This window comes from Kitasatospora sp. NPDC088391, assembly GCF_044753345.1.
In the GTDB taxonomy this organism is placed as follows: domain Bacteria; phylum Actinomycetota; class Actinomycetes; order Streptomycetales; family Streptomycetaceae; genus Kitasatospora.
In genome coordinates this window covers 132,342-151,241 of the sequence record NZ_JBIVNB010000013.1, presented here as the reverse complement: position 1 = coordinate 151,241, position 18,900 = coordinate 132,342, and the positions used below count along the sequence as shown (strand labels likewise).

Annotated in this window: 14 protein-coding genes and 1 pseudogene; 14 read left to right on the top strand and 1 reads right to left on the bottom strand. The window is 72.8% G+C overall.

The features are described 5' to 3' along the window. Nucleotides 1-213: 213 nt before the first annotated feature. From ACIQBJ_RS31035 to ACIQBJ_RS31015, 5 genes are read left to right on the top strand one after another with little or no spacing between them, the layout of a single operon-like run. Nucleotides 214-1,977, top strand: a complete 1,764-nt coding sequence (locus tag ACIQBJ_RS31035; RefSeq protein ID WP_400717207.1) for an IucA/IucC family protein — start codon at nucleotides 214-216, stop codon at nucleotides 1,975-1,977. Further along, nucleotides 1,971-2,516, top strand: coding sequence for a GNAT family N-acetyltransferase (locus tag ACIQBJ_RS31030; RefSeq protein ID WP_400717205.1), 546 nt, complete (start codon nucleotides 1,971-1,973; stop codon nucleotides 2,514-2,516). The genes ACIQBJ_RS31035 and ACIQBJ_RS31030 overlap by 7 nt, the downstream gene beginning before the upstream one ends. A 14-nt stretch (nucleotides 2,517-2,530) precedes the next feature. Then, the gene (locus ACIQBJ_RS31025; RefSeq protein WP_400717202.1) at nucleotides 2,531-3,913 is read left to right on the top strand and encodes a lysine N(6)-hydroxylase/L-ornithine N(5)-oxygenase family protein; all 1,383 of its coding nucleotides are present in this window, start codon (nucleotides 2,531-2,533) and stop codon (nucleotides 3,911-3,913) included. Beyond that, nucleotides 3,894-5,669, top strand: coding sequence for an IucA/IucC family protein (locus ACIQBJ_RS31020; protein WP_400717200.1), 1,776 nt, complete (start codon nucleotides 3,894-3,896; stop codon nucleotides 5,667-5,669). Before ACIQBJ_RS31025 ends, ACIQBJ_RS31020 begins: the two co-directional genes overlap by 20 nt. 12 nt (nucleotides 5,670-5,681) lie before the next feature. Next, nucleotides 5,682-7,769 carry an ATP-dependent DNA helicase gene (locus tag ACIQBJ_RS31015; protein ID WP_400717198.1) on the top strand — a complete coding sequence of 696 codons (2,088 nt, stop codon included), beginning with the start codon at nucleotides 5,682-5,684 and terminating at the stop codon, nucleotides 7,767-7,769. Nucleotides 7,770-7,857: 88 nt separating this feature from the next. Here ACIQBJ_RS31015 and lexA read toward each other — a convergent pair. After that, nucleotides 7,858-8,529 (bottom strand): annotated as a pseudogene (gene lexA, locus ACIQBJ_RS31010) (transcriptional repressor LexA); the annotation flags it as partial. 495 nt (nucleotides 8,530-9,024) lie between these two features. Between lexA and nrdR the strand changes: the two are divergent. The 9 genes from nrdR to ACIQBJ_RS30965 all read left to right on the top strand — a co-directional run bounded on the left by nrdR (nucleotide 9,025) and on the right by ACIQBJ_RS30965 (nucleotide 18,744). Then, on the top strand, nucleotides 9,025-9,501 hold the full coding sequence (gene nrdR / locus ACIQBJ_RS31005) for a transcriptional regulator NrdR (RefSeq protein ID WP_400717195.1): 477 nt from the start codon (nucleotides 9,025-9,027) through the stop codon (nucleotides 9,499-9,501). A 168-nt stretch (nucleotides 9,502-9,669) separates the two neighbouring features. After that, on the top strand, nucleotides 9,670-12,561 hold the full coding sequence (locus ACIQBJ_RS31000; protein WP_400717193.1) for a vitamin B12-dependent ribonucleotide reductase: 2,892 nt from the start codon (nucleotides 9,670-9,672) through the stop codon (nucleotides 12,559-12,561). A 73-nt stretch (nucleotides 12,562-12,634) separates the two neighbouring features. Next, nucleotides 12,635-13,384 carry a hypothetical protein gene (locus tag ACIQBJ_RS30995; RefSeq protein ID WP_400717190.1) on the top strand — a complete coding sequence of 250 codons (750 nt, stop codon included), beginning with the start codon at nucleotides 12,635-12,637 and terminating at the stop codon, nucleotides 13,382-13,384. 68 nt (nucleotides 13,385-13,452) lie between these two features. After that, nucleotides 13,453-14,265: an SDR family oxidoreductase gene (locus ACIQBJ_RS30990; protein ID WP_400717188.1), complete on the top strand. Its 813-nt coding sequence runs from the start codon at nucleotides 13,453-13,455 to the stop codon at nucleotides 14,263-14,265. A 32-nt stretch (nucleotides 14,266-14,297) separates the two neighbouring features. Further along, complete coding sequence (locus ACIQBJ_RS30985; RefSeq protein WP_400717185.1) at nucleotides 14,298-14,528, top strand: RNA polymerase subunit sigma-70; 231 nt, start codon at nucleotides 14,298-14,300, stop codon at nucleotides 14,526-14,528. Between the two features lies 1 nt (nucleotide 14,529). Then, nucleotides 14,530-15,096: a Clp protease N-terminal domain-containing protein gene (locus tag ACIQBJ_RS30980; RefSeq protein WP_400717183.1), complete on the top strand. Its 567-nt coding sequence runs from the start codon at nucleotides 14,530-14,532 to the stop codon at nucleotides 15,094-15,096. Nucleotides 15,097-15,279: 183 nt separating this feature from the next. After that, on the top strand, nucleotides 15,280-16,647 hold the full coding sequence (locus ACIQBJ_RS30975; RefSeq protein ID WP_400717181.1) for an ABC transporter substrate-binding protein: 1,368 nt from the start codon (nucleotides 15,280-15,282) through the stop codon (nucleotides 16,645-16,647). A gap of 85 nt (nucleotides 16,648-16,732) precedes the next feature. Then, nucleotides 16,733-17,758 carry a carbohydrate ABC transporter permease gene (locus ACIQBJ_RS30970; RefSeq protein WP_400717177.1) on the top strand — a complete coding sequence of 342 codons (1,026 nt, stop codon included), beginning with the start codon at nucleotides 16,733-16,735 and terminating at the stop codon, nucleotides 17,756-17,758. After that, nucleotides 17,755-18,744 (top strand): carbohydrate ABC transporter permease, encoded by a 990-nt coding sequence (locus tag ACIQBJ_RS30965; protein ID WP_400717175.1) that lies wholly within the window; start codon nucleotides 17,755-17,757, stop codon nucleotides 18,742-18,744. Before ACIQBJ_RS30970 ends, ACIQBJ_RS30965 begins: the two co-directional genes overlap by 4 nt. Nucleotides 18,745-18,900: the final 156 nt, after the last annotated feature.

Sequence of the window (18,900 nt, the reverse complement as noted above, 5' to 3'; positions counted from 1 at the left end):
CATCCGGGGCCGACCGGGCGGGCGGCCGGTGCGGTTCCGCCGTCGGGCGGTCGCCGAACCGTGACGGTGACGGTCCGTCAGAATGCCGTGCCGTCACCCCGATGGGTGAGTGATCGGTCGAAACTCACCGGATCGAGTGAGCCGATCTTGTGCCCGGCCTTAGTGGATAGGTAACCCTTACCTGTAGGCAATCGCGCGGCTCAAGGAGCGGATTTGGCCACCACCCTCACCGGCGTTCCCCCGGCCGTCCGGCCGGCGGCCGGGCACCCCGTTTTGGACCCGCTGCTCGACCCGGACCCGGCCGTCGCCGCCGAACACGCCGCCACCGAGAGCCTGTTGCGCTGCTGGGCCCGGGAGACCGCGGCCGCCCGCCCGGACGGCGACCTGCTGCGCATCCCGGTGCTCGGCGGGGCCGCCGAGCTCTCCGCGCCGGTGCGCCACTGGTCGGCCTGCGGCTGGCACCGGTTCGGCCCGGCCGCGGTCTCCACCGGCAGCGCCGAGCACCCCGTCGACGCCGTCACCGCGGCCGCCCTGGTCGCGGGCGCCACCGGCCGCCCCGAACCCGGCCAACTCGCCGACCTGACCGCCCGGGTGGCGGACTCGGTGGGCCGCACCGCGGAGATCCTCGCCCACCGCCGGCGGCTCCCCGCCGCCCCCGCCGACCCGTTCCTGCGGGCCGAGCAGGCCCTGCTGCTCGGCCACCCGCTGCACCCCACCCCGAAGAGCCGCGACGGCCTCGGCCCCGCCCAGTCCGCCGCGTACTCCCCGGAACTGCACGGCTCGTTCCGGCTGCACTGGTGGGCGGTCGACCGCTCGCTGCTGGCCGCCGACTCCGCCGCCGGCACCCCCGCCGAGCAGCTCACCGCCGAGCTGTACGGCGGCGCGCTGCCCGCCGGCGCCGCCGCGCTGCCGCTGCACCCCTGGCAGGCCCGCGAACTGGCGCTCCGCCCGGCCGTCGCCGAACTGCTGGACCAGGGCCTGCTCACCGACCTCGGCCAGCACGGCGAACCCTGGCACCCGACCAGCTCGGTGCGGACCGTCTGCCGCCCCGGCACCCCGTGGATGCTCAAGCTCTCGCTGGGCCTGCGGATCACCAACTCCCGCCGGGAGAACCTCCGCAAGGAACTGCACCGCGGCGTCGAGGTGCACCGGCTGCTGGAGGCCGGGCTCGGCGCGCGCTGGCGGGCCGCCCACCCCGGCTTCGACATCCTCCGCGACCCGGCCTGGATCGGCGTCGACCACCCGGCGCTCGCCGACCCCAACGGCCTGGACACCGTGCTGCGGCAGTTCCCGTTCGGGCCCGCCGACCGGGCGCTGTGCGTGGCCGGCCTGGTCGCCGAACGGCCCTTCGGCCGGGTCGACTCGCAACTCGCCGACATCATCGGCGAGTTGGCCGTCCGCACCGGCCGCCCCGGGCCGACCGTCGGCACCGAGTGGTTCCTCCGCTACCTGCACGCCGTCGTCCTGCCGATCCTCTGGCTGGACGGGCGGGCCGGCATCGCCCTGGAGGCCCACCAGCAGAACAGCCTGGTCCTGCTGGACGCGCAGGGCTGGCCCACCGGCGGCCGCTACCGCGACAACCAGGGCTACTACTTCCGCGCCTCGCACGCCGACCGGCTGCACGCGCAACTGCCCGGCCTCGGCGCGCACAGCGACACCTTCGTCCCCGACCCGGTCGCCGACGAGCGCTTCGCCTACTACCTCGGCATCAACCACGTGCTCGGCCTGATCGGCGCCCTCGGCTCCCAGGGCCTCGCCGACGAGCAGCTGCTGCTGGCCGCGCTGCGCCGCTTCCTGGCCGGCCCCGCCGCCACCGCCACCGGCTCCGCGCTGCCCGCCCACCTGCTGGACGCCCCGACCCTGCGCTGCAAGGCCAACCTGCTGACCCGGCTGCACGGCCTGGACGAGCTGGTCGGCCCGGTCGAGACCCAGTCGGTGTACGTCGAGATCGACAACCCGGTGGCCCGGGCGTGCTGACCGCGCCCGGCCCGATGGCCACCCCCGCCGGTGAACTCGTCCTGCGCCCCGTGGCACTGCCCGCGGACCTCGACCTGCTCACCGGCTGGATGAACGACCCCGGCACCGACCGCTGGTGGGAGCTGGCCGGACCGCCGGAGACCACCGCCGCGCACCTCGCCGCCCAGCTCGACGGCGACGGCCGCAGCCGCCCCGTCCTCGCCCTGCTGGCGGGCGAACCCACCGGCTACTTCGAGATCTACCGGGCCGACCTCGACCCGCTGGCCGCGCACTACCCGGCCCGCCCGCACGACCTCGGCCTGCACCTGCTGCTCGCCCCCGCCGCCCGCGGCCGGGGCCTGGCCGCCCCGTTCCTCGACGCGATCGCCGCCCGGCTGCTGCGGGACGACCCCCGCTGCACCCGGGTGCTCGCCGAACCCGACGTGCGCAACACGCCGTCGCTCCGGGCGTTCGCCCGCGCCGGATTCACCCGCACCACCGACCTCGACCTGCCCGACAAGCGCGCCGCCCTGATGATCCGCCGGCGCGCGGACGCCTAGGACCCCAGGACCCCATGACTGCCCACGACGACCCGACGGGCCACCCGCCGTACGACCTGATCGGCATCGGCATCGGCCCGTTCAACCTCTCGCTGGCCGCGCTCGCCGACCGGGCCGAGACGATCAGCACGCTGTTCCTGGACGCCAAGCCCGAGTTCCGCTGGCACCCCGGCATGCTCGTGGACGGCGCCCGGATGCAGGTCCCGTTCCTCGCCGACCTGGTCACCCTGGTCGACCCCACCAACCCGTGGTCCTTCCTCAACTACCTGCGCGACCGGCAGCGGCTGTTCCCGTTCTACTTCGCCGAACGCTTCCAGCTGCCCCGCCGCGAGTACGACCACTACTGCCGCTGGGCCGCCGAACGGCTCCCCAACTGCCGCTTCGGCAGCCCCGTCACCGCCGTCCACTGGGAGGCCGACCGGCGGCTCTACCGGGTGCACGCGGCCGGGGCCGTCCACCACGCCCGCCACCTCGTCCTCGGCACCGGCACCGAGCCCGTCCGCCCCGCGGCCTTCGACGCGCTGCACGACCACCCCGCCGTGCTGCACTCCGCCGACTACCTGACCGGCCGCCGGGTCCTGGACGGCGCCCGCGACATCACCGTGGTCGGTTCCGGCCAGTCCGGCGCCGAGGTCTTCCTCGACCTGCTGCGCCGCCGGGCCGGCGACGGCACCCGGCTGCGCTGGCTCACCCGGACCAGGGCGCTCGCCCCGATGGAGTACTCCAAGCTCGGACTGGAGCAGTTCACCCCCGACTACACCCGGTACTTCCACGGCCTGCCCGAGCAGGTCCGGGACGCCCTGGTCCCCGCCCAGTGGCAGCTGCACAAGGCCGCCAGCGCCGAGACCCTGGCCGAGATCCACGACCACCTGTACGAGCGCACCGTCGGCCGCCCGATCGACGCCGAACCCGTCGAGATCCTGCCCGGCACCGCCGTCACCGCGGCCGACCGGGCCCCCGGCGGCGGCCTCGCGCTCGACTGCCGACACGGCGACTCCGGTCGCCGCCACCAGGTCCGCACCGACGCCGTGGTGCTCGCCACCGGCTACCGGGCGGTCCGCCCCGCCGCGCTCGACCCGATCGACGACCTGATCGACCGGGACGACCGCGGCCGCTACCGGGTCGACCTCGACCACCGGGTCGCCACCCGGCCGGAACTCACCGGCGGTCTGTACGTCCAGAACGCGGAGCTGCACACTCACGGAGTCGGCACCCCGGACCTCGGACTCGGCGCCCACCGCGCCGCCGTGATCCTCAACGCCGTCGCGGGCAAGACCCTGCACCCGCTGCCCCACCGCACTGCCTGGACCAGCTTTCTCCCCCCCGCCGCAGCAGCCGTCGACCCGGTGCTCCCGCGACCCCTGGAAGGAAACGAGCGTGCCGCAGCCAGCCGCTGACCCCGCCCTCCACCTGCCGCCGCAGCTCACCCCCGAGCACTGGCAGGCCGCCGGACGCGCCATGCTCGCCAAACTGCTCGGCGAGTTCGCCTACGAGGAACTGCTCCACCCGCGCCCGGCCGACGGCCACTACCTGGTCGAACTCCCGGACGCCACCTACCGGTTCACCGCCCGGCGGGGCGCCTACGGCAGCTGGCGGGTCGACCCGGACTCGATCGAGGGCGGCACCGACCCGCTGCGCTTCCTCCAGCAGGCCCGGCACACCCTCGGCCTGAGCGGCGACACCACCGGCCACCTGGTCCGCGAACTCACCGCCACCCTGATCGCCGACGCCCACCTGCACGCCACCGCGCTGCCCGCCGCCGACCTCGCCGACCTCGACCACACCGCCCTGGAGGGCCGGCAGACCGGCCACCCGTGGATCGTCGCCAACAAGGGCCGGCTCGGCTTCTCCGCCACCGACGCGGCCGGCTGGACCCCCGAGGCCCGGCTGCCGCGCACCCTGCCCTGGCTCGCCGTGCACAAGAGCCTGGCCGAGTTCCGCGGCGACCCGGGCATCTACGACACCGAACTGGACCCCGCCTTCCGCGACCAACTCGGCGAACGCGCCCACGAGTTCCACCTGCTGCCGGTGCACCCCTGGCAGTGGGACGAGACCGTGGTCGGCCTGTTCGCGCCGTGGATCGCCGACGGCCGGATCGTCCCGCTGCCCAGCGACGGCGACCTCCGGCTGCCCCAGCAGTCGATCCGCTCCTTCTTCAACGTCTCCCGCCCCGAGCGCTGCACCGTCAAACTGCCGCTCGCCGTCCTCAACACCCTGGTCTGGCGCGGCCTGCCCACCGAGCGCGCGCTCGCCGCCCCCGCCGTCACCGCCTGGATCCACGGCCTCCGGGAGAACGACCCCTACCTGCGCGACGAGTGCCGGGTGGTCCTGCTCGGCGAGATCGCCTCCGTCACCGTCGAGCACCCGCTCTACCGGGACCTGCCGGACGCGCCCTACCAGTACAAGGAACTGCTCGGCGCGATCTGGCGCGAACCGCTCGGCCGCCACCTGGAGCCCGGCGAGCGCGCCCGCACCCTCGCCGCACTGCTGCAGACCGGCTCCGACGGCCGCGCGCTGGCCGCCGAACTCGTCGCCCGCTCCGGCCTGGAGCCCCGCGAGTGGGTGCGCCGGCTGTTCGCCGGCATGCTGCCGCCGCTGCTGCACTTCCTCTACCGCTACGGCCTGGTGTTCTCCCCGCACGGCGAGAACGCCATCGTGGTCTTCGACGAGCACGACGTCCCGGTCCGGCTCGCCGTCAAGGACTTCGTCGACGACGTCAACCTCAGCGACCGGCCGCTGCCCGAACTCGACGGCCTGCCCGCCGAGATCGCCGGGGTGCTCAACCGCGAGGACCCGGACTACCTCTGCCAGTTCCTGCACTCCGGCCTGTTCATCGGCGTCTACCGCTACCTCGCCCCGCTGCTGGAGGACCAACTCGGCCTGCCCGAGCAGGAGTTCTGGGAACTGCTGCGGGAGACGGTGCTGGACTGCCAGCGCCGCTTCCCCGAACTCGCCGACCGCCACAAGCTGTTCGACCTGTTCGCGCCCCGGATCGACCGGCTCTGCCTGAACCGCAACCGGCTGCTGCTCGACGGCTACCGGGACCGCCCGGACCGCCCGCACGCCGCCGTGCACGGCCGGGTCGACAACCCGCTGCACAGCACCGCCGCCCTCCCCGCCCAGCGGGACCGGATTGTCACTCCCGCCCCGTAGGCTGGGGTCGTCATGACGAACGACACCGAACCCCTGCCCGGCGGCCCGGAGACGGCCGAAGCCCCCGCGCCGGTCCCCGCCTCCCGCATCCCGGAGCTGCTGCACGCCGCCGTCGAGTCCGTCGGCGGCGTGGAGCGCCCCGGGCAGGTCCTGATGGCCGAGGCCGTCGCCGCCGCCGTCGACGAGGGCGAGCACCTGCTCGTCCAGGCCGGCACCGGCACCGGCAAGTCCCTCGCCTACCTGGTGCCCGCCCTCGCCCACGGCGACCGCGTGGTGATCGCCACCGCCACCCTCGCCCTCCAGCGCCAGCTGGTCGAACGCGACCTGCCGCGCACCGTCGAGGCCCTGCACCCGGTGCTGCGCCGCCGCCCGCTGTTCGCGATGCTCAAGGGCCGCTCCAACTACCTGTGCCTGCACCGGGCCAACGAGGGCACCCCGAGCGACGAGGGCGAGGGCCTGTTCGACCCGGTCGAGGCCCTCGGCGGCCCCACCGGCAAGCTCGGCAAGGACGTGCTGCGCCTGCGCGAGTGGTCCGAGGAGACCGAGACCGGCGACCGCGACGACCTCAGCCCCGGCGTCTCCGACAAGGCCTGGGCCCAGCTCTCCGTCACCTCCAACGAGTGCCTGGGTGCCTCCCGCTGCGCCTACGGCCAGGAGTGCTTCGCCGAGCAGGCCCGGGAGCGCGCCAAGCTGGCCGACGTGGTGGTGACCAACCACGCGATGCTGGCGATCGACGCGATCGAGGGCGCGCCCGTCCTCCCCGAGCACGGCCTGCTGATCATCGACGAGGCGCACGAGCTGGTGAACCGGGTCACCGGCGCGGCCACCGCCGAACTCACCGTCGGCGCCGTCAACCGGGCCGTGAAGCGGGCCGCCAAGCTCGCCAACGAGAAGGCGGTGGACGCGCTGCAGGCCGCCGCCGAGAACTACCACGGCCTGATGGAGACCGCGCAGCCCGGCCAGCTCGACGAACTGCCCGAGTACCTCGGCTACGCGGTCGCCGCCGTCCGGGACGCCAGCCGCCTGGTGATCACCTCGCTCGGCGAGACCCGGGACAAGGGCCTCAGCGACGAGGACGCCGTCCGCAAGCAGGCGATGGCCTCCGCCGAGACGCTGCACGAGACCGCCGAACGCCTGTTGGAGGACTCCGAGTACGACGTGGTCTGGGTCGAGCGCTCGGACCGCTTCGGCCCCGGCACCGCCTCGCTGCGGGTCGCCCCGCTGTCGGTCTCCGGGCTGCTCCGGGAGAACCTGTACCGGGACCGCTCGGTCGTCCTGACCTCCGCCACCCTCAAGCTCGGCGGCGACTTCAACGGCGTGGCCGGCTCGCTCGGCCTGCCCGCGGAGACCCGGCTCCCCGACGCCCGCACCCCCGACGGCCCCGCCGTCGAGACCGGCGAGGACGCCCCGCCGTACTGGCGCGGACTGGACGTCGGCTCCCCGTTCACCTACCCCAAGCAGGGCATCCTCTACGTCGCCAAGCACCTGCCGCCGCCCGGCCGGGAGCCCGACCGCCCCGAGATGCTGGACGAGCTCACCGAGTTGATCGGCGCGGCCGGCGGCCGCACCCTCGGCCTCTTCTCCTCGATGCGGGCCGCCCAGGCCGCCGCCGAGGAGCTCCGGACCAGGCTCGACGTGCCGATCCTGCTCCAGGGCGAGGATACCCTCGGCGAACTGATCAAGGCGTTCGCCGCCGACGCCACGACCTGCCTGTTCGGCACCCTGTCGCTCTGGCAGGGCGTCGACGTGCCCGGCTCGGCCTGCCAGCTGGTCGTGATGGACCGCATTCCGTTCCCGCGCCCCGACGACCCGCTGATGAGCGCCCGGCAGAAGGACGTCGAGGCGCACGGCGGCAACGGCTTCATGGCGGTCGCCGCGACGCACGCCGCGCTGCTGATGGCGCAGGGCGCGGGCCGCCTGGTCCGGGCCGCCGAGGACAAGGGCGTGGTCGCCGTCCTCGACCCGCGGCTGGCCACCGCCCGGTACGGCAGCTTCTTCCGCTCCTCGATGCCGGACTTCTGGTACACCACCGACCGCAACCAGGTCCGCCGCTCGCTCGCCGCGATCGACGCCGCCGCCCCGCCGGTCAAGCAGCGCTGAGCAGGCGGGGCCGGGCGACCGGCGCCGAACGACGGAGGGCCCGTTCCCCTTGCGGGGAGCGGGCCCTCTCGTGGGTGTCCGGGCGGGGTCAGAGGCGGCGCAGGACCGCGACCACCTTGCCGAGGATCGTCGCGTTGTCGCCCGGGATCGGCTCGTACGCCGCGTTGTGCGGCAGCAGCCAGATCTTGCCGTCCTCGCGCTTGAGGCGCTTCACCGTGGCCTCGCCGTCGATCATCGCCGCGACGATGTCGCCGTTCTCGGCGACGGGCTGGCGGCGGACCGTCACCCAGTCGCCGTCGCAGATCGCCGCCTCGATCATCGAGTCGCCCTTGACGGTGAGCGCGAACAGCTCGCCCTCGCCGACGAGTTGACGGGGCAGCGGGAACACGTCCTCCACCGTCTGCTCGGCCAGGATCGGGCCGCCGGCCGCGATCCGGCCGACCAGCGGCACGTAGGAGGTGGACGGCCGGCCGGAGGTCTCCGCCGCGACCGGGCGGGCCACCTCGACCCCGCGGACCTCGTACGCCCGGGGACGGTGCGGGTCGCGGCGGAGGAAGCCCTTGCGCTCCAGCGCCATCAGCTGGTGCGCCACCGAGGAGGTGGAGGAGAGGCCGACGGCCTGGCCGATCTCGCGCATGGACGGCGGGTAGCCGCGCCGCTGGACGGAGTCCCGGATCACCTCGATGACGCGGCGCTGACGCTCCGTCAGGCCCGCCTCGTCGGTGCGGATGCCGGGGGGGCGGCCGGGGAGGGAGCGCGCGACGGGGGTGGACGCACCGAGCGGGGCTTCCTCGATCGGCTGGCTACGGCTCATGGTCGGATCCAGGCTCTCCTGGTCGGTGGTGCGCGCGGAACGCTCCTGCACCGGGATGGCGGTCTTGGCTTCGACGGTGTGCATGACGCTGGTGGCGCTGGGGGTGGACATCGCGGCGACCCTCTCGTCGGCTGGTGCTCCAACTGCCCAGCTCAACTGGCCCCCCTATCGAAAGGTTGCGCCAAACACACGTTCGAGTGAACTTATTCGAGGTCGGCTGACTTGATCAAGCCTCCGGGTGTAAGTCGATTGCCTGTTCGACTCGAACAGTCTATGGCGCGGCCCCGCGCGCTGTCCCCGGAATCGCTGCGCCCATTCGGTGTGGCTGAGTGTCCTACACAACATCTAGTGGTCTAGGCTCGCCTCCAGGCACAGGTCTTGTGTCTAGCGGGTAGAGTGGTGCTCGTTGTACGCCGTCGGACAGTAGGGAGGGAGTTCCAGGTGCACTGCCCCTTCTGCCGGCATCAGGACAGCCGGGTCGTAGACAGTCGGGCCAGTGACGACGGGAGCTCGATCCGTCGCCGGCGACAGTGCCCGGACTGCGGTCGACGGTTCACCACCGTCGAGACCGCCACCCTGATGGTGATCAAGCGCAGCGGAGTGACCGAGCCCTTCTCCCGGGAGAAGGTCATCTCCGGCGTCCGCAAGGCGTGCCAGGGGCGCCCGGTCACCGAGGACGCGCTGGCCCAGCTCGGGCAGCGGGTCGAGGAGTGCGTGCGGGCCAGCGGCAGCGCCGAACTCTCCACCCACGACGTGGGACTGGCGATACTCGGCCCGCTGCGGGACCTGGACGTCGTGGCGTACCTCCGGTTCGCCTCGGTCTACCGCGCCTTCGACAACCTGGAGGACTTCGAGGCCGCGATCGCGGAGCTGCGCGCCGAGCAGTCCCTGGCCACCGAACCGGTGTCCGTGCCCTAGCGGCGGGCGACCGGCGCCTCCGCATTCCCATTCGTACTTTTTTGACCCGAGCAGTACCCGTGCGTCGAGGCTGGGTTCACCCCTGCCCCCGTGCGGACGGAACGAACCAGTCGTGCCCGGACTTTTCCGGGCACTTCGGGCGTTTGCCCAGGAGGAGGAGCAGGAGCAGTGACAGACACCACGAGCGGGTCCGCACGAGGGTCGAAGTCGGACAAGGCCGCCAAGGGGGCCAAGGGCCCCAAGGCCGGGCTGCGGCTGGAACGCATCCACACCACCCCTGGGGTCCACCCGTACGACGCGGTCACCTGGGAGCGCCGCGACGTCGTGATGACCAACTGGCGGGACGGCTCGATCAACTTCGAGCAGCGCGGCGTCGAGTTCCCCGACTTCTGGTCGGTCAACGCGGTCAACATCGTCACCAGCAAGTACTTCCGCGGCGCGGTCGGCACCCCGCAGCGCGAGTGGAGCCTGAAGCAGATCATCGACCGGGTGGTGCTGACGTACCGCGCCGCCGGCGAGAAGCACGGCTACTTCGCCACCCCGGACGACGCCGAGATCTTCGAGCACGAGCTGACCCACGCCCTCCTCCACCAGGTGTTCAGCTTCAACTCGCCGGTCTGGTTCAACGTCGGCACCCCGCAGCCGCAGCAGGTCTCGGCCTGCTTCATCCTGGCCGTCGACGACTCGATGGACTCGATCCTCGACTGGTACAAGGAAGAGGGCATGATCTTCAAGGGCGGTTCGGGCGCGGGCCTGAACCTGTCCCGGATCCGCTCCTCCAAGGAACTGCTCTCCTCCGGCGGCAACGCCTCCGGCCCGGTCTCCTTCATGCGCGGAGCCGACGCCTCGGCCGGCACCATCAAGTCCGGCGGCGCGACCCGCCGGGCCGCCAAGATGGTCGTGCTGGACATCGACCACCCCGACGTCGAGGCCTTCATCGAGACCAAGGTGAAGGAGGAGGAGAAGATCCGCGCGCTGCGCGACGCCGGGTTCGACATGGACCTGGGCGGCGACGACATCACCTCCGTCCAGTACCAGAACGCCAACAACTCGGTCCGCGTCAACGACGAGTTCATGACCGCGGTCGAGAACGGCACCTCCTTCGGCCTGCGCGGCCGGATGACCGGCGAGGTCATCGAGACCGTCGACGCCAAGGGCCTGTTCCGCAAGATGGCCGAGGCCGCGTGGGCCTGCGCCGACCCGGGCATCCAGTACGACTCGGTGATCAACCACTGGCACACCTGCCCCGAGTCCGGCCGGATCAACGCCTCCAACCCGTGCTCCGAGTACATGCACCTGGACAACTCCAGCTGCAACCTGGCCTCGCTGAACCTGATGAAGTTCCTCCGCGACGACGACTCGTTCGACGCGGAGCGCTTCGCCAAGGTCGTCGAGCTGGTCATCACCGCGATGGACATCTCGATCTGCTTCGCCGACTTCCCGACCGAGAAGATCGCCGAGACCACCCGCGCCTACCGCCAGCTCGGCATCGGCTACGCCAACCTCGGCGCCCTGCTGATGGCCACCGGCCACGCCTACGACTCCGCGGGCGGCCGCGCGCTGGCCGGCGCGATCACCTCGCTGATGACCGGCACCGCCTACCGCCGCTCCGCCGAACTCGCCGCCGTGGTCGGCCCGTACGACGGCTACGCCCGCAACGCCGCCCCGCACCGGCGGGTCATGGAGCAGCACGCCGACGCGTCCGCCGCCGTCGCCCCGCTGGACGACCTGGACGCCCCGGTGTGGGCCGTCGCCAACTCCACCTGGTCCGACGTGGTCCGGCTCGGCGCGCAGAACGGCTTCCGCAACGCGCAGGCGTCCGTGCTCGCCCCGACCGGCACCATCGGCCTGATGATGGACTGCGACACCACCGGCGTCGAACCCGACCTCGCCCTGGTCAAGTTCAAGAAGCTGGTCGGCGGCGGCTCGATGCAGATCGTCAACGGCACCGTCCCGCGCGCCCTCAAGCGCCTCGGCTACCAGGACGAGCAGGTCGAGGCGGTCGTCGCGCACATCGCCGAGCACGGGAACGTCATCGACGCCCCCGGCCTGAAGGGCGCCCACTACGAGGTGTTCGACTGCGCGATGGGCGAGCGGTCGATCTCCCCGATGGGCCACGTCCGGATGATGGCCGCGATCCAGCCGTGGATCTCCGGCGCCATCTCCAAGACCGTCAACATGCCGGAGAACGCCACCGTCGAGGACGTCGAGGAGATCTACTTCCAGGCGTGGAAGCTCGGCGTCAAGGCGCTCGCCATCTACCGCGACAACTGCAAGGTCGGCCAGCCGCTCTCGGCCAAGACCAAGACCCCGGCGGCCACCTCGGTCCCCGCCCCGGTCGCGGCCCCCGCCGTCGAGAAGGTCGTCGAGTACCGGCCGACCCGCAAGCGCCTCCCGAAGGGCCGCCCCGGCATCACCACCTCCTTCACGGTCGGCGGCGCCGAGGGCTACATGACCGCCAACTCCTACCCGGACGACGGCCTCGGCGAGGTCTTCCTGAAGATGTCCAAGCAGGGCTCGACCCTCGCGGGCATGATGGACGCCTTCTCCATCGCCGTCTCGGTCGGCCTGCAGTACGGCGTCCCGTTGGAGACGTACGTCGCCAAGTTCACCAACATGCGCTTCGAGCCGGCCGGACTGACCGACGACCCGGACGTGCGGATGGCGCAGTCGATCGTCGACTACATCTTCCGCCGCCTGGCCCTCGACTTCCTGCCCTTCGAGACCCGCTCCGCGCTGGGCATCCACTCCGTCGAGGAGCGCACCCGGCACCTGGAGACCGGCTCCTACGAGCCGACCGAGGACGACCTCGACATCGAGTCGCTGGCCCAGTCCGCCCCGCTCGCCCCGGAGAAGCCGCACACCGCGCTCCCCCCGGTCCAGCAGCCCAAGGCCCCGGCCGCCCCGGCCGCGGCCGCGCACAACTCCACGGAGCTCGCCGAGATCCGCCTCGGCCTGAACGCCGACGCCCCGCTCTGCTTCTCCTGCGGCACCAAGATGCGCCGCGCCGGCAGCTGCTACCTCTGCGAGGGCTGCGGCTCCACCAGCGGCTGCAGCTGACGCACCGCCACCCCGCGGGGCGCCGACCGGAATCCCGGTCGGCGCCCCGCGCGCGTTCCGGCACAATGCCCCGGTGAGCGAGAGACTGACGAACCGCCTGGAACTGCGCGTCGGCGAGCGCCCGGACAGGGGGCGGCCGGAGATCCGCTTCCTGGTCGACGGGCGGGACCTGCTGGCCACCGGGTTCGGCGAGCATTCTTTCGACTCCCTGCTCGGCCCGTACCCGATCTCCCTGCTCGGCCCGTACAGCCCCCTGCTGCCGGGGACCGGGCCCCGGGAGGTCCGCCTGCAGGTCCTCGGGTGCAGCGAGGACTGCTGCGGTGCGCTGTACGTGACGGTCCGTCGGGAGGGCGGCACCGTGCACTGGGACGGGTGGCGCAACCCCGTCACCCCGGCCCCGGAGCTGCCCGCGTACCGGTTCGACGCCGGGCCGTACCTGGCGGAGGTCGAGCGGGCGGGGGAGGGGGTCGAGCACTGGCCCGCGCGGAGCGTCGCCCGGCTGCTGGAGGTCGAACTCGGGCGGCGTGCGGGGGCGTTGGCCGACCGGCGGTACGGGATCGACTTCATCAGCACCCTGCCGTCCGAGCCGGACCTGGTCACGGTGGTCTTCCACCACCGGCCCGACGGGCAGTACGTCGACGGCCGGCCGTGCGAGGTGCAGCTCCAGGTCGGGCTGGCCGTTCCCGAGGGCGACCCGGCCGTGCTGGCCGCGGGCTTCGCGGACCGCTTCACCGTCGGGGACCCGACGCTCGGGGCCGAGATCTGCGGCGGCACCTGGAACTACGCCGAGCGGATCGGGCAGACCTGGCCGCTGCCCGGGTAGCCCCGGCCCGTTCCCCCGGGTGCGCGGGTCGGGCTGCCGGGGGCGGCCGGGGCGGGCAGGCTGGGGGAGTGGTGGAGCAGTGGGGCGAGGAGACGCGGCCGATACTCGTGACCGGCGGGACAGGGACGCTGGGGCGGGCGGTGGTGCGCCGGCTGCTGTCGCGGGGGTGCCAGGTGCGGGTGCTGAGCCGGCGGGCGCACACCCCGGGGGAGCACGGCTGGGCGGTCGGGGACCTGGTGACGGGGCGCGGGCTGGACGCCGCGCTGGCCGGGGCGCGGACGGTGGTGCACTGCGCGACCACCAACGGGAAGCGCGACGTGGACGCCACTCGCCGACTGGTCGAGGCGGCCCGGGCGGCCGGGACGGAGCACCTGCTGTACGTGTCGATCGTCGGGGTGGACGAGGTGCCGCTCGGCTACTACCGGGCGAAGGCGCGGTGCGAGCGGCTGGTCGCGGAGTCGGGGCTGGGGTGGACGGTGCTGCGGGCCACCCAGTTCCACGACCTGGTGCTGCGGATGCTGGACGGCCTGGCGAAGGCGCCGGTCCTGCTGGTGCCGCGCGGGGTCGCGTTCCAGCCGGTGGACGTGCGGGACGTGGCGGAGCGGCTCGCCGACCTGGCGGAGGGCGCCCCGGCGGGGCGGGCGGCGGACTTCGGCGGGCCCGCGGCGCGTCCGGTGGAGGCGCTGGCGGCGGAGTTCCTGCGGGCCCGGGGCCGGCGGCGGCCGGTGCTGCGGGTGCCGGTGCCGGGCGGCGCGGTGAAGGCGCTGCGGGCGGGCCGGAACCTGGTGCCGGGGCCCGCGGGGGGCCGGATCACCTTCGAGGAGTTCCTGGCGGAGCGGTTCGCGGACGGCGCCCCGCACCGCCGTGTCAACCAGGGTTGACGCGGCCGCCACTGTCAACCTATGTTGACGGCATGAGCGAGACGAGACAGCTCGCGGCCGACGCGAGCAGCGGCGACCCGGCCACCGGCCTGCGCGCCGTCCGGGCGCTGCGCGACCTGGCCGACCGGCTGGAGGAACTCCAGGTCGGCAATGCCCGCGGCAAGGGCTGGTCCTGGCACGAGATCGCGGTCTGCCTGGGCGTCACCAGGCAGGCCGTGCACAAGAAGCACGCCCGGCGCACCACCGAACGGGGAGGGGACTGAGATGTTCGAACGATTCGCCGAGGCCGCCCGACGGGCCGTCACCGACGCGGCCGCCGAGGCCCGCCGGATGGGGCACGGGCACCTGGGCACCGAGCACCTGCTGCTCGGCGTGCTGGCCCAGTCGCAGGACCCGGCCGCCGTGGTGCTGGGCCGGTTCGGCCTGGACCTGGAGGGCGGGCGGCGGGCCGTGCTCCGGCGGTCGGGCGGCTCCGGGGCGGAGCGGGACGGCGCCGCGCTGGCCTCGATCGGCATCGACCTGGATGCCGTCCGGGAGGCCGTCGAGTCCGCCTTCGGCCCGGGCGCGCTGGACGGGCCGCCGCCCACTCGCCGCCCGCGCCGGGGCGGGCCCCGGTTCACCGCGCACGGCCGCGGGGCGATGGCGCTCGCGCTGCGCGCGGCCACCGGTGCGCGGGTCCGCCGGATCGAGGCCGGCCACCTGCTGCTCGGGGTGCTCCGGGAGGGCGGCGGGACGGGCGTCCGGCTGCTGCGGGCCGAGGGCGTCGACCTCGCGGAGCTCGAACGGGCCCTGGAGGCGGCACTGGTGGGCGGTCTGCCGAGGGCCTCGTAGCACGGCCCGGTCACAACTGGGGTGCTGCCCGATGAAGGTCGAACGCGCTCCTTGGCGTGGGGGTACTGGTGAGTTAACGTCTTTGAGCCAGCGATCGCTGGGTACAGATCCATCTCTCCGGTACCGCGCAGTGTTGTTCTGTCCTACGGCTGGCATGTCCATGCCCTGGCAAGGAGGACCGCATTGACCACCCCCGTGACCACTGGACGCCGCCGGCTGCTCGCCGTGCCGGCCGTTCTGGCACTGGCGTTGACAGCCGCCTGCTCGAACAGCACCTCCTCCGGCGGCGGGGGCGGCGGATCGGCCGCCGCGCTGACCGGTGACTGCGCCAAGTACCAGGCGTACGCGGGCCATTCCGGCACCAAGGTGTCGATGTACGCGTCGATCCTCTCGCCGGAGTCGGACTCGCTGGAGAAGTCCTGGGCCGACTTCAGCTCCTGCACCGGCATCAAGATCGTCTACGAGGGCTCCAACGACTTCGAGTCGCAGCTCCCGGTCCGGGTGGCCGGCGGCAACGCCCCCGACCTGGCGATCATCCCGCAGCCCGGCCTGCTGGCCCAGATGGTGAAGACCGGCAAGGTGGTCAAGCCGCCGCAGCAGACCGTCGAGAACGAGAACAAGTGGTCGCCGGTCTGGAAGACCTACGGCTCGGTCAACGGGACGTTCTACGCCGCCCCGATGAGCGCCAACATGAAGTCCCTGGTCTGGTACTCGCCCAAGGCGTTCAAGGCCGCCGGGTACGAGGTGCCGAAGACCTGGGCCGACCTGATGGCGCTCAGCGACCGGATCGCCAAGGCGGGCGGCCCCAAGCCCTGGTGCGGCGGCATCGGCTCCGGCACCGCCACCGGCTGGCCCGCCACCGACTGGCTCGAGGAGATCGTCCTCGGCTCCTACGGCGGCGACGTCTACGACCAGTGGGTCGGCCACAAGGTGAAGTTCTCCGACGAGAAGATCACCACCGCGATGAAGACCGTCGCCGACTGGATGCAGAACCCCGCCTGGGTCAACGGCGGCTTCGGCGACGTCAAGTCGATCGCCACCACCACCTTCCAGGACGCCGGCACCCCGATCCTCACCAACAAGTGCGCCATGCTCCAGCAGGCGTCCTTCTACCGCGCGCAGTGGCCCAAGGGCACCGCCATCGGGCCGGACGGCGACGTCTTCGCCTTCCAGCTGCCCGCGGTGAACCCGCAGGTCACCAGCCCGGTCGAGGGCGGCGGCGAGTTCCTCGGCGCGTTCTCCGACCGGCCCGAGGTGCAGGCCGTGCAGAACTACCTGTCCAGCTCCGAGTGGGCGAGCAGCCGGGTCAAGGTCTCGCCCGGCTGGGTCTCCGCCAACCAGGGCGTCGACAAGAGCCTGTACACCGACCCGATCGACAAGCTGTCCGCCGCCTCGCTCACCGACCCCGCCTCCACCTTCCGGTTCGACGCCTCCGACCTGATGCCGGCCGCCGTCGGCTCCGGCGCCGAGTGGAAGGCGCTGACCGCCTGGTTCGCCGAGGGCCAGTCGATCCAGAAGACCGCCGGCGACATCGACGCGGCCTGGCCGTAACCGTCCTGGCCCCTGGCCACCACCCGGGCAGCGCGGGCCCTGCGCCCGCGCTGCCCTTCGCCGTCGCCTCGTGGAAGGACCCCGCATGCCCACCGACCCCCGGCCCGCCGGGTCGGCGCTGCAGCTCGCCGACTCGCTGTGGCAGGACGCGGCGATCAAGTTCGGCAACACCGCCGGCGCCGTCCTGGGCTTCCTCGGCCTGCTGCTGATCGTGTTCTTCGCGGCCGGCCGGGCCACCGGCCGCTTCTCCCGGCCGCTCGCCATCGTGCTGATGCTCGGCCCGGCCGTCCTGCTGCTGCTCACCGGCCTGGTGGTGCCGCTGCTGCGCACCGTCTGGCTGAGCTTCCTGGACCCGGACGGGGCGGCCTTCGTCGGCGGCCGCAACTACGGCTGGGCGGCGACCAGTTCGCAGATCCACAGCGTGCTGCTGACCACCCTGCTCTGGCTGGTGGTCGCCCCGCTGGCGGCCACCGGGCTCGGCCTGCTGCTGGCCCTGCTGGTGGACCGGATGCGCGGCCAGGCGGTCTACAAGTCGCTGATCTTCATGCCGATGGCGGTCTCGCTGGTGGCCGCCTCGCTGATCTTCAAGCTGGTGTACGAGTCGCGCGGCCCCGGGCAGAACCAGGTCGGCCTGCTCAGCCAGCTCGCGGTCACCCTCGGCTGGGACGACCCGCCGAACTGGATCCTGTCCCAGCCGCTGAACAACTTCCTGCTGATGGCCGCGATGGTCTGGGTGCAGACCGGCTTCGCCATGGTGGTGCTGTCCGCCGCGATCAAGGCCATCCCGGACGAGATCACCGAGGCCGCCCGGCTCGACGGCGCCTCCGGCCTGCGGCTGTTCCGGCACGTCACCGTGCCGATGATCCGCACCACGCTGGTGGTGGTGCTCACCACCATCATGATCATCACGCTGAAGGCCTTCGACATCGTCCGCACCATGACCGGCGGCAACTTCGGCACCCAGGTGCTCGCCAACGAGATGTACTCGCAGAGCTTCGAGCAGTACAACACCGGCCGCGGCAGCGCCCTCGCGGTGATCCTCTTCCTCGCGGTGGCCCCCCTGGTGGTCTACAACATCGCCCTGCTGCGCAAGGAGCGTGCGACCCGATGAGCGCCCCCGACAAGACCCCCGGCCCGGGTTCCGGCCCCGGCCGGGCGACCGGCCCCGAGTCGCCCGCCCGCCCCGGGCCGCCGCCGGCCAAGGCCGTCCGCCGGGCCTTCAGCTCCCCGCTGGCCAGTGCCTTCGTCGTCGCCGTCACCGTGCTGTGGACCGTCCCCACCGTCGGCCTGCTGGTCACCTCGCTGCGCCCGAAGGGGGACGTGGCCTCCACCGGCTGGTGGGAGGCGTTCGTCCACCCCGACCTCGGGCTGGAGAACTACCGCGCGGTGCTGTTCGACAACACCTTCGGCACCTCCGGCGGCCTGATGCCGTACCTGGTCAACTCGGCGGCGATCGCCGTCCCGGCCACGATCTTCCCGCTGGTGCTGGCCGCGATGGCGGCGTACGTGCTGGCCTGGGTGCGGTTCCGGGGCAGCGACGCGCTGTTCTTCCTGGTCTTCGCGCTGCAGGTGGTGCCGCTGCAGATGTCGCTGATCCCGCTGCTGCGGCTGTTCTCCGGCGGCGCGCACCTCGGCTCGGTGACGGTGGTCCCGGCGCTGAACCTGCAGGACAGCTACCTGCCGGTCTGGTTGACCCACACCATGTTCGCGCTGCCGCTGGCGATCTTCCTGCTGCACAACTTCATCGCCCAGCTGCCGCGCGACCTGATGGAGGCCGCGGTGGTGGACGGGGCCTCGCACTTCAAGATCTTCCGCTCGATCGTGCTGCCGCTCAGCGCCCCGGCACTGGCCTCGTTCGCCATCTTCCAGTTCCTGTGGGTGTGGAACGACCTGCTGGTGGCGCTCACCTTCGCCGGCGGCAAGCCGACGGTCGCGCCGATCACCTCCCGGCTGGCCCAGCTGTCCGGCTCCAACGGCAGCCGCTGGGAACTGCTCAGCGCGGGCGCCTTCATCTCGATGATCGTCCCGCTGGTGGTGTTCTTCGCCCTGCAGCGGTACTTCGTCCGCGGGCTGCTGGCGGGCTCGGTGAAGGGCTGACGGGCCGTCGGGCGCACGGGCCCTTGGCGTCAAGGGTTGAACGCACGGGCCGCCCGATCGTTGAAGGTGTGCAGCCAAACAGGTCGGATGCGGAGCGTCCGAGTGCGAGTTGGCCGGAACTCGTGGCTGTGATGTGAGGGTTCTGCGGACGCGCCG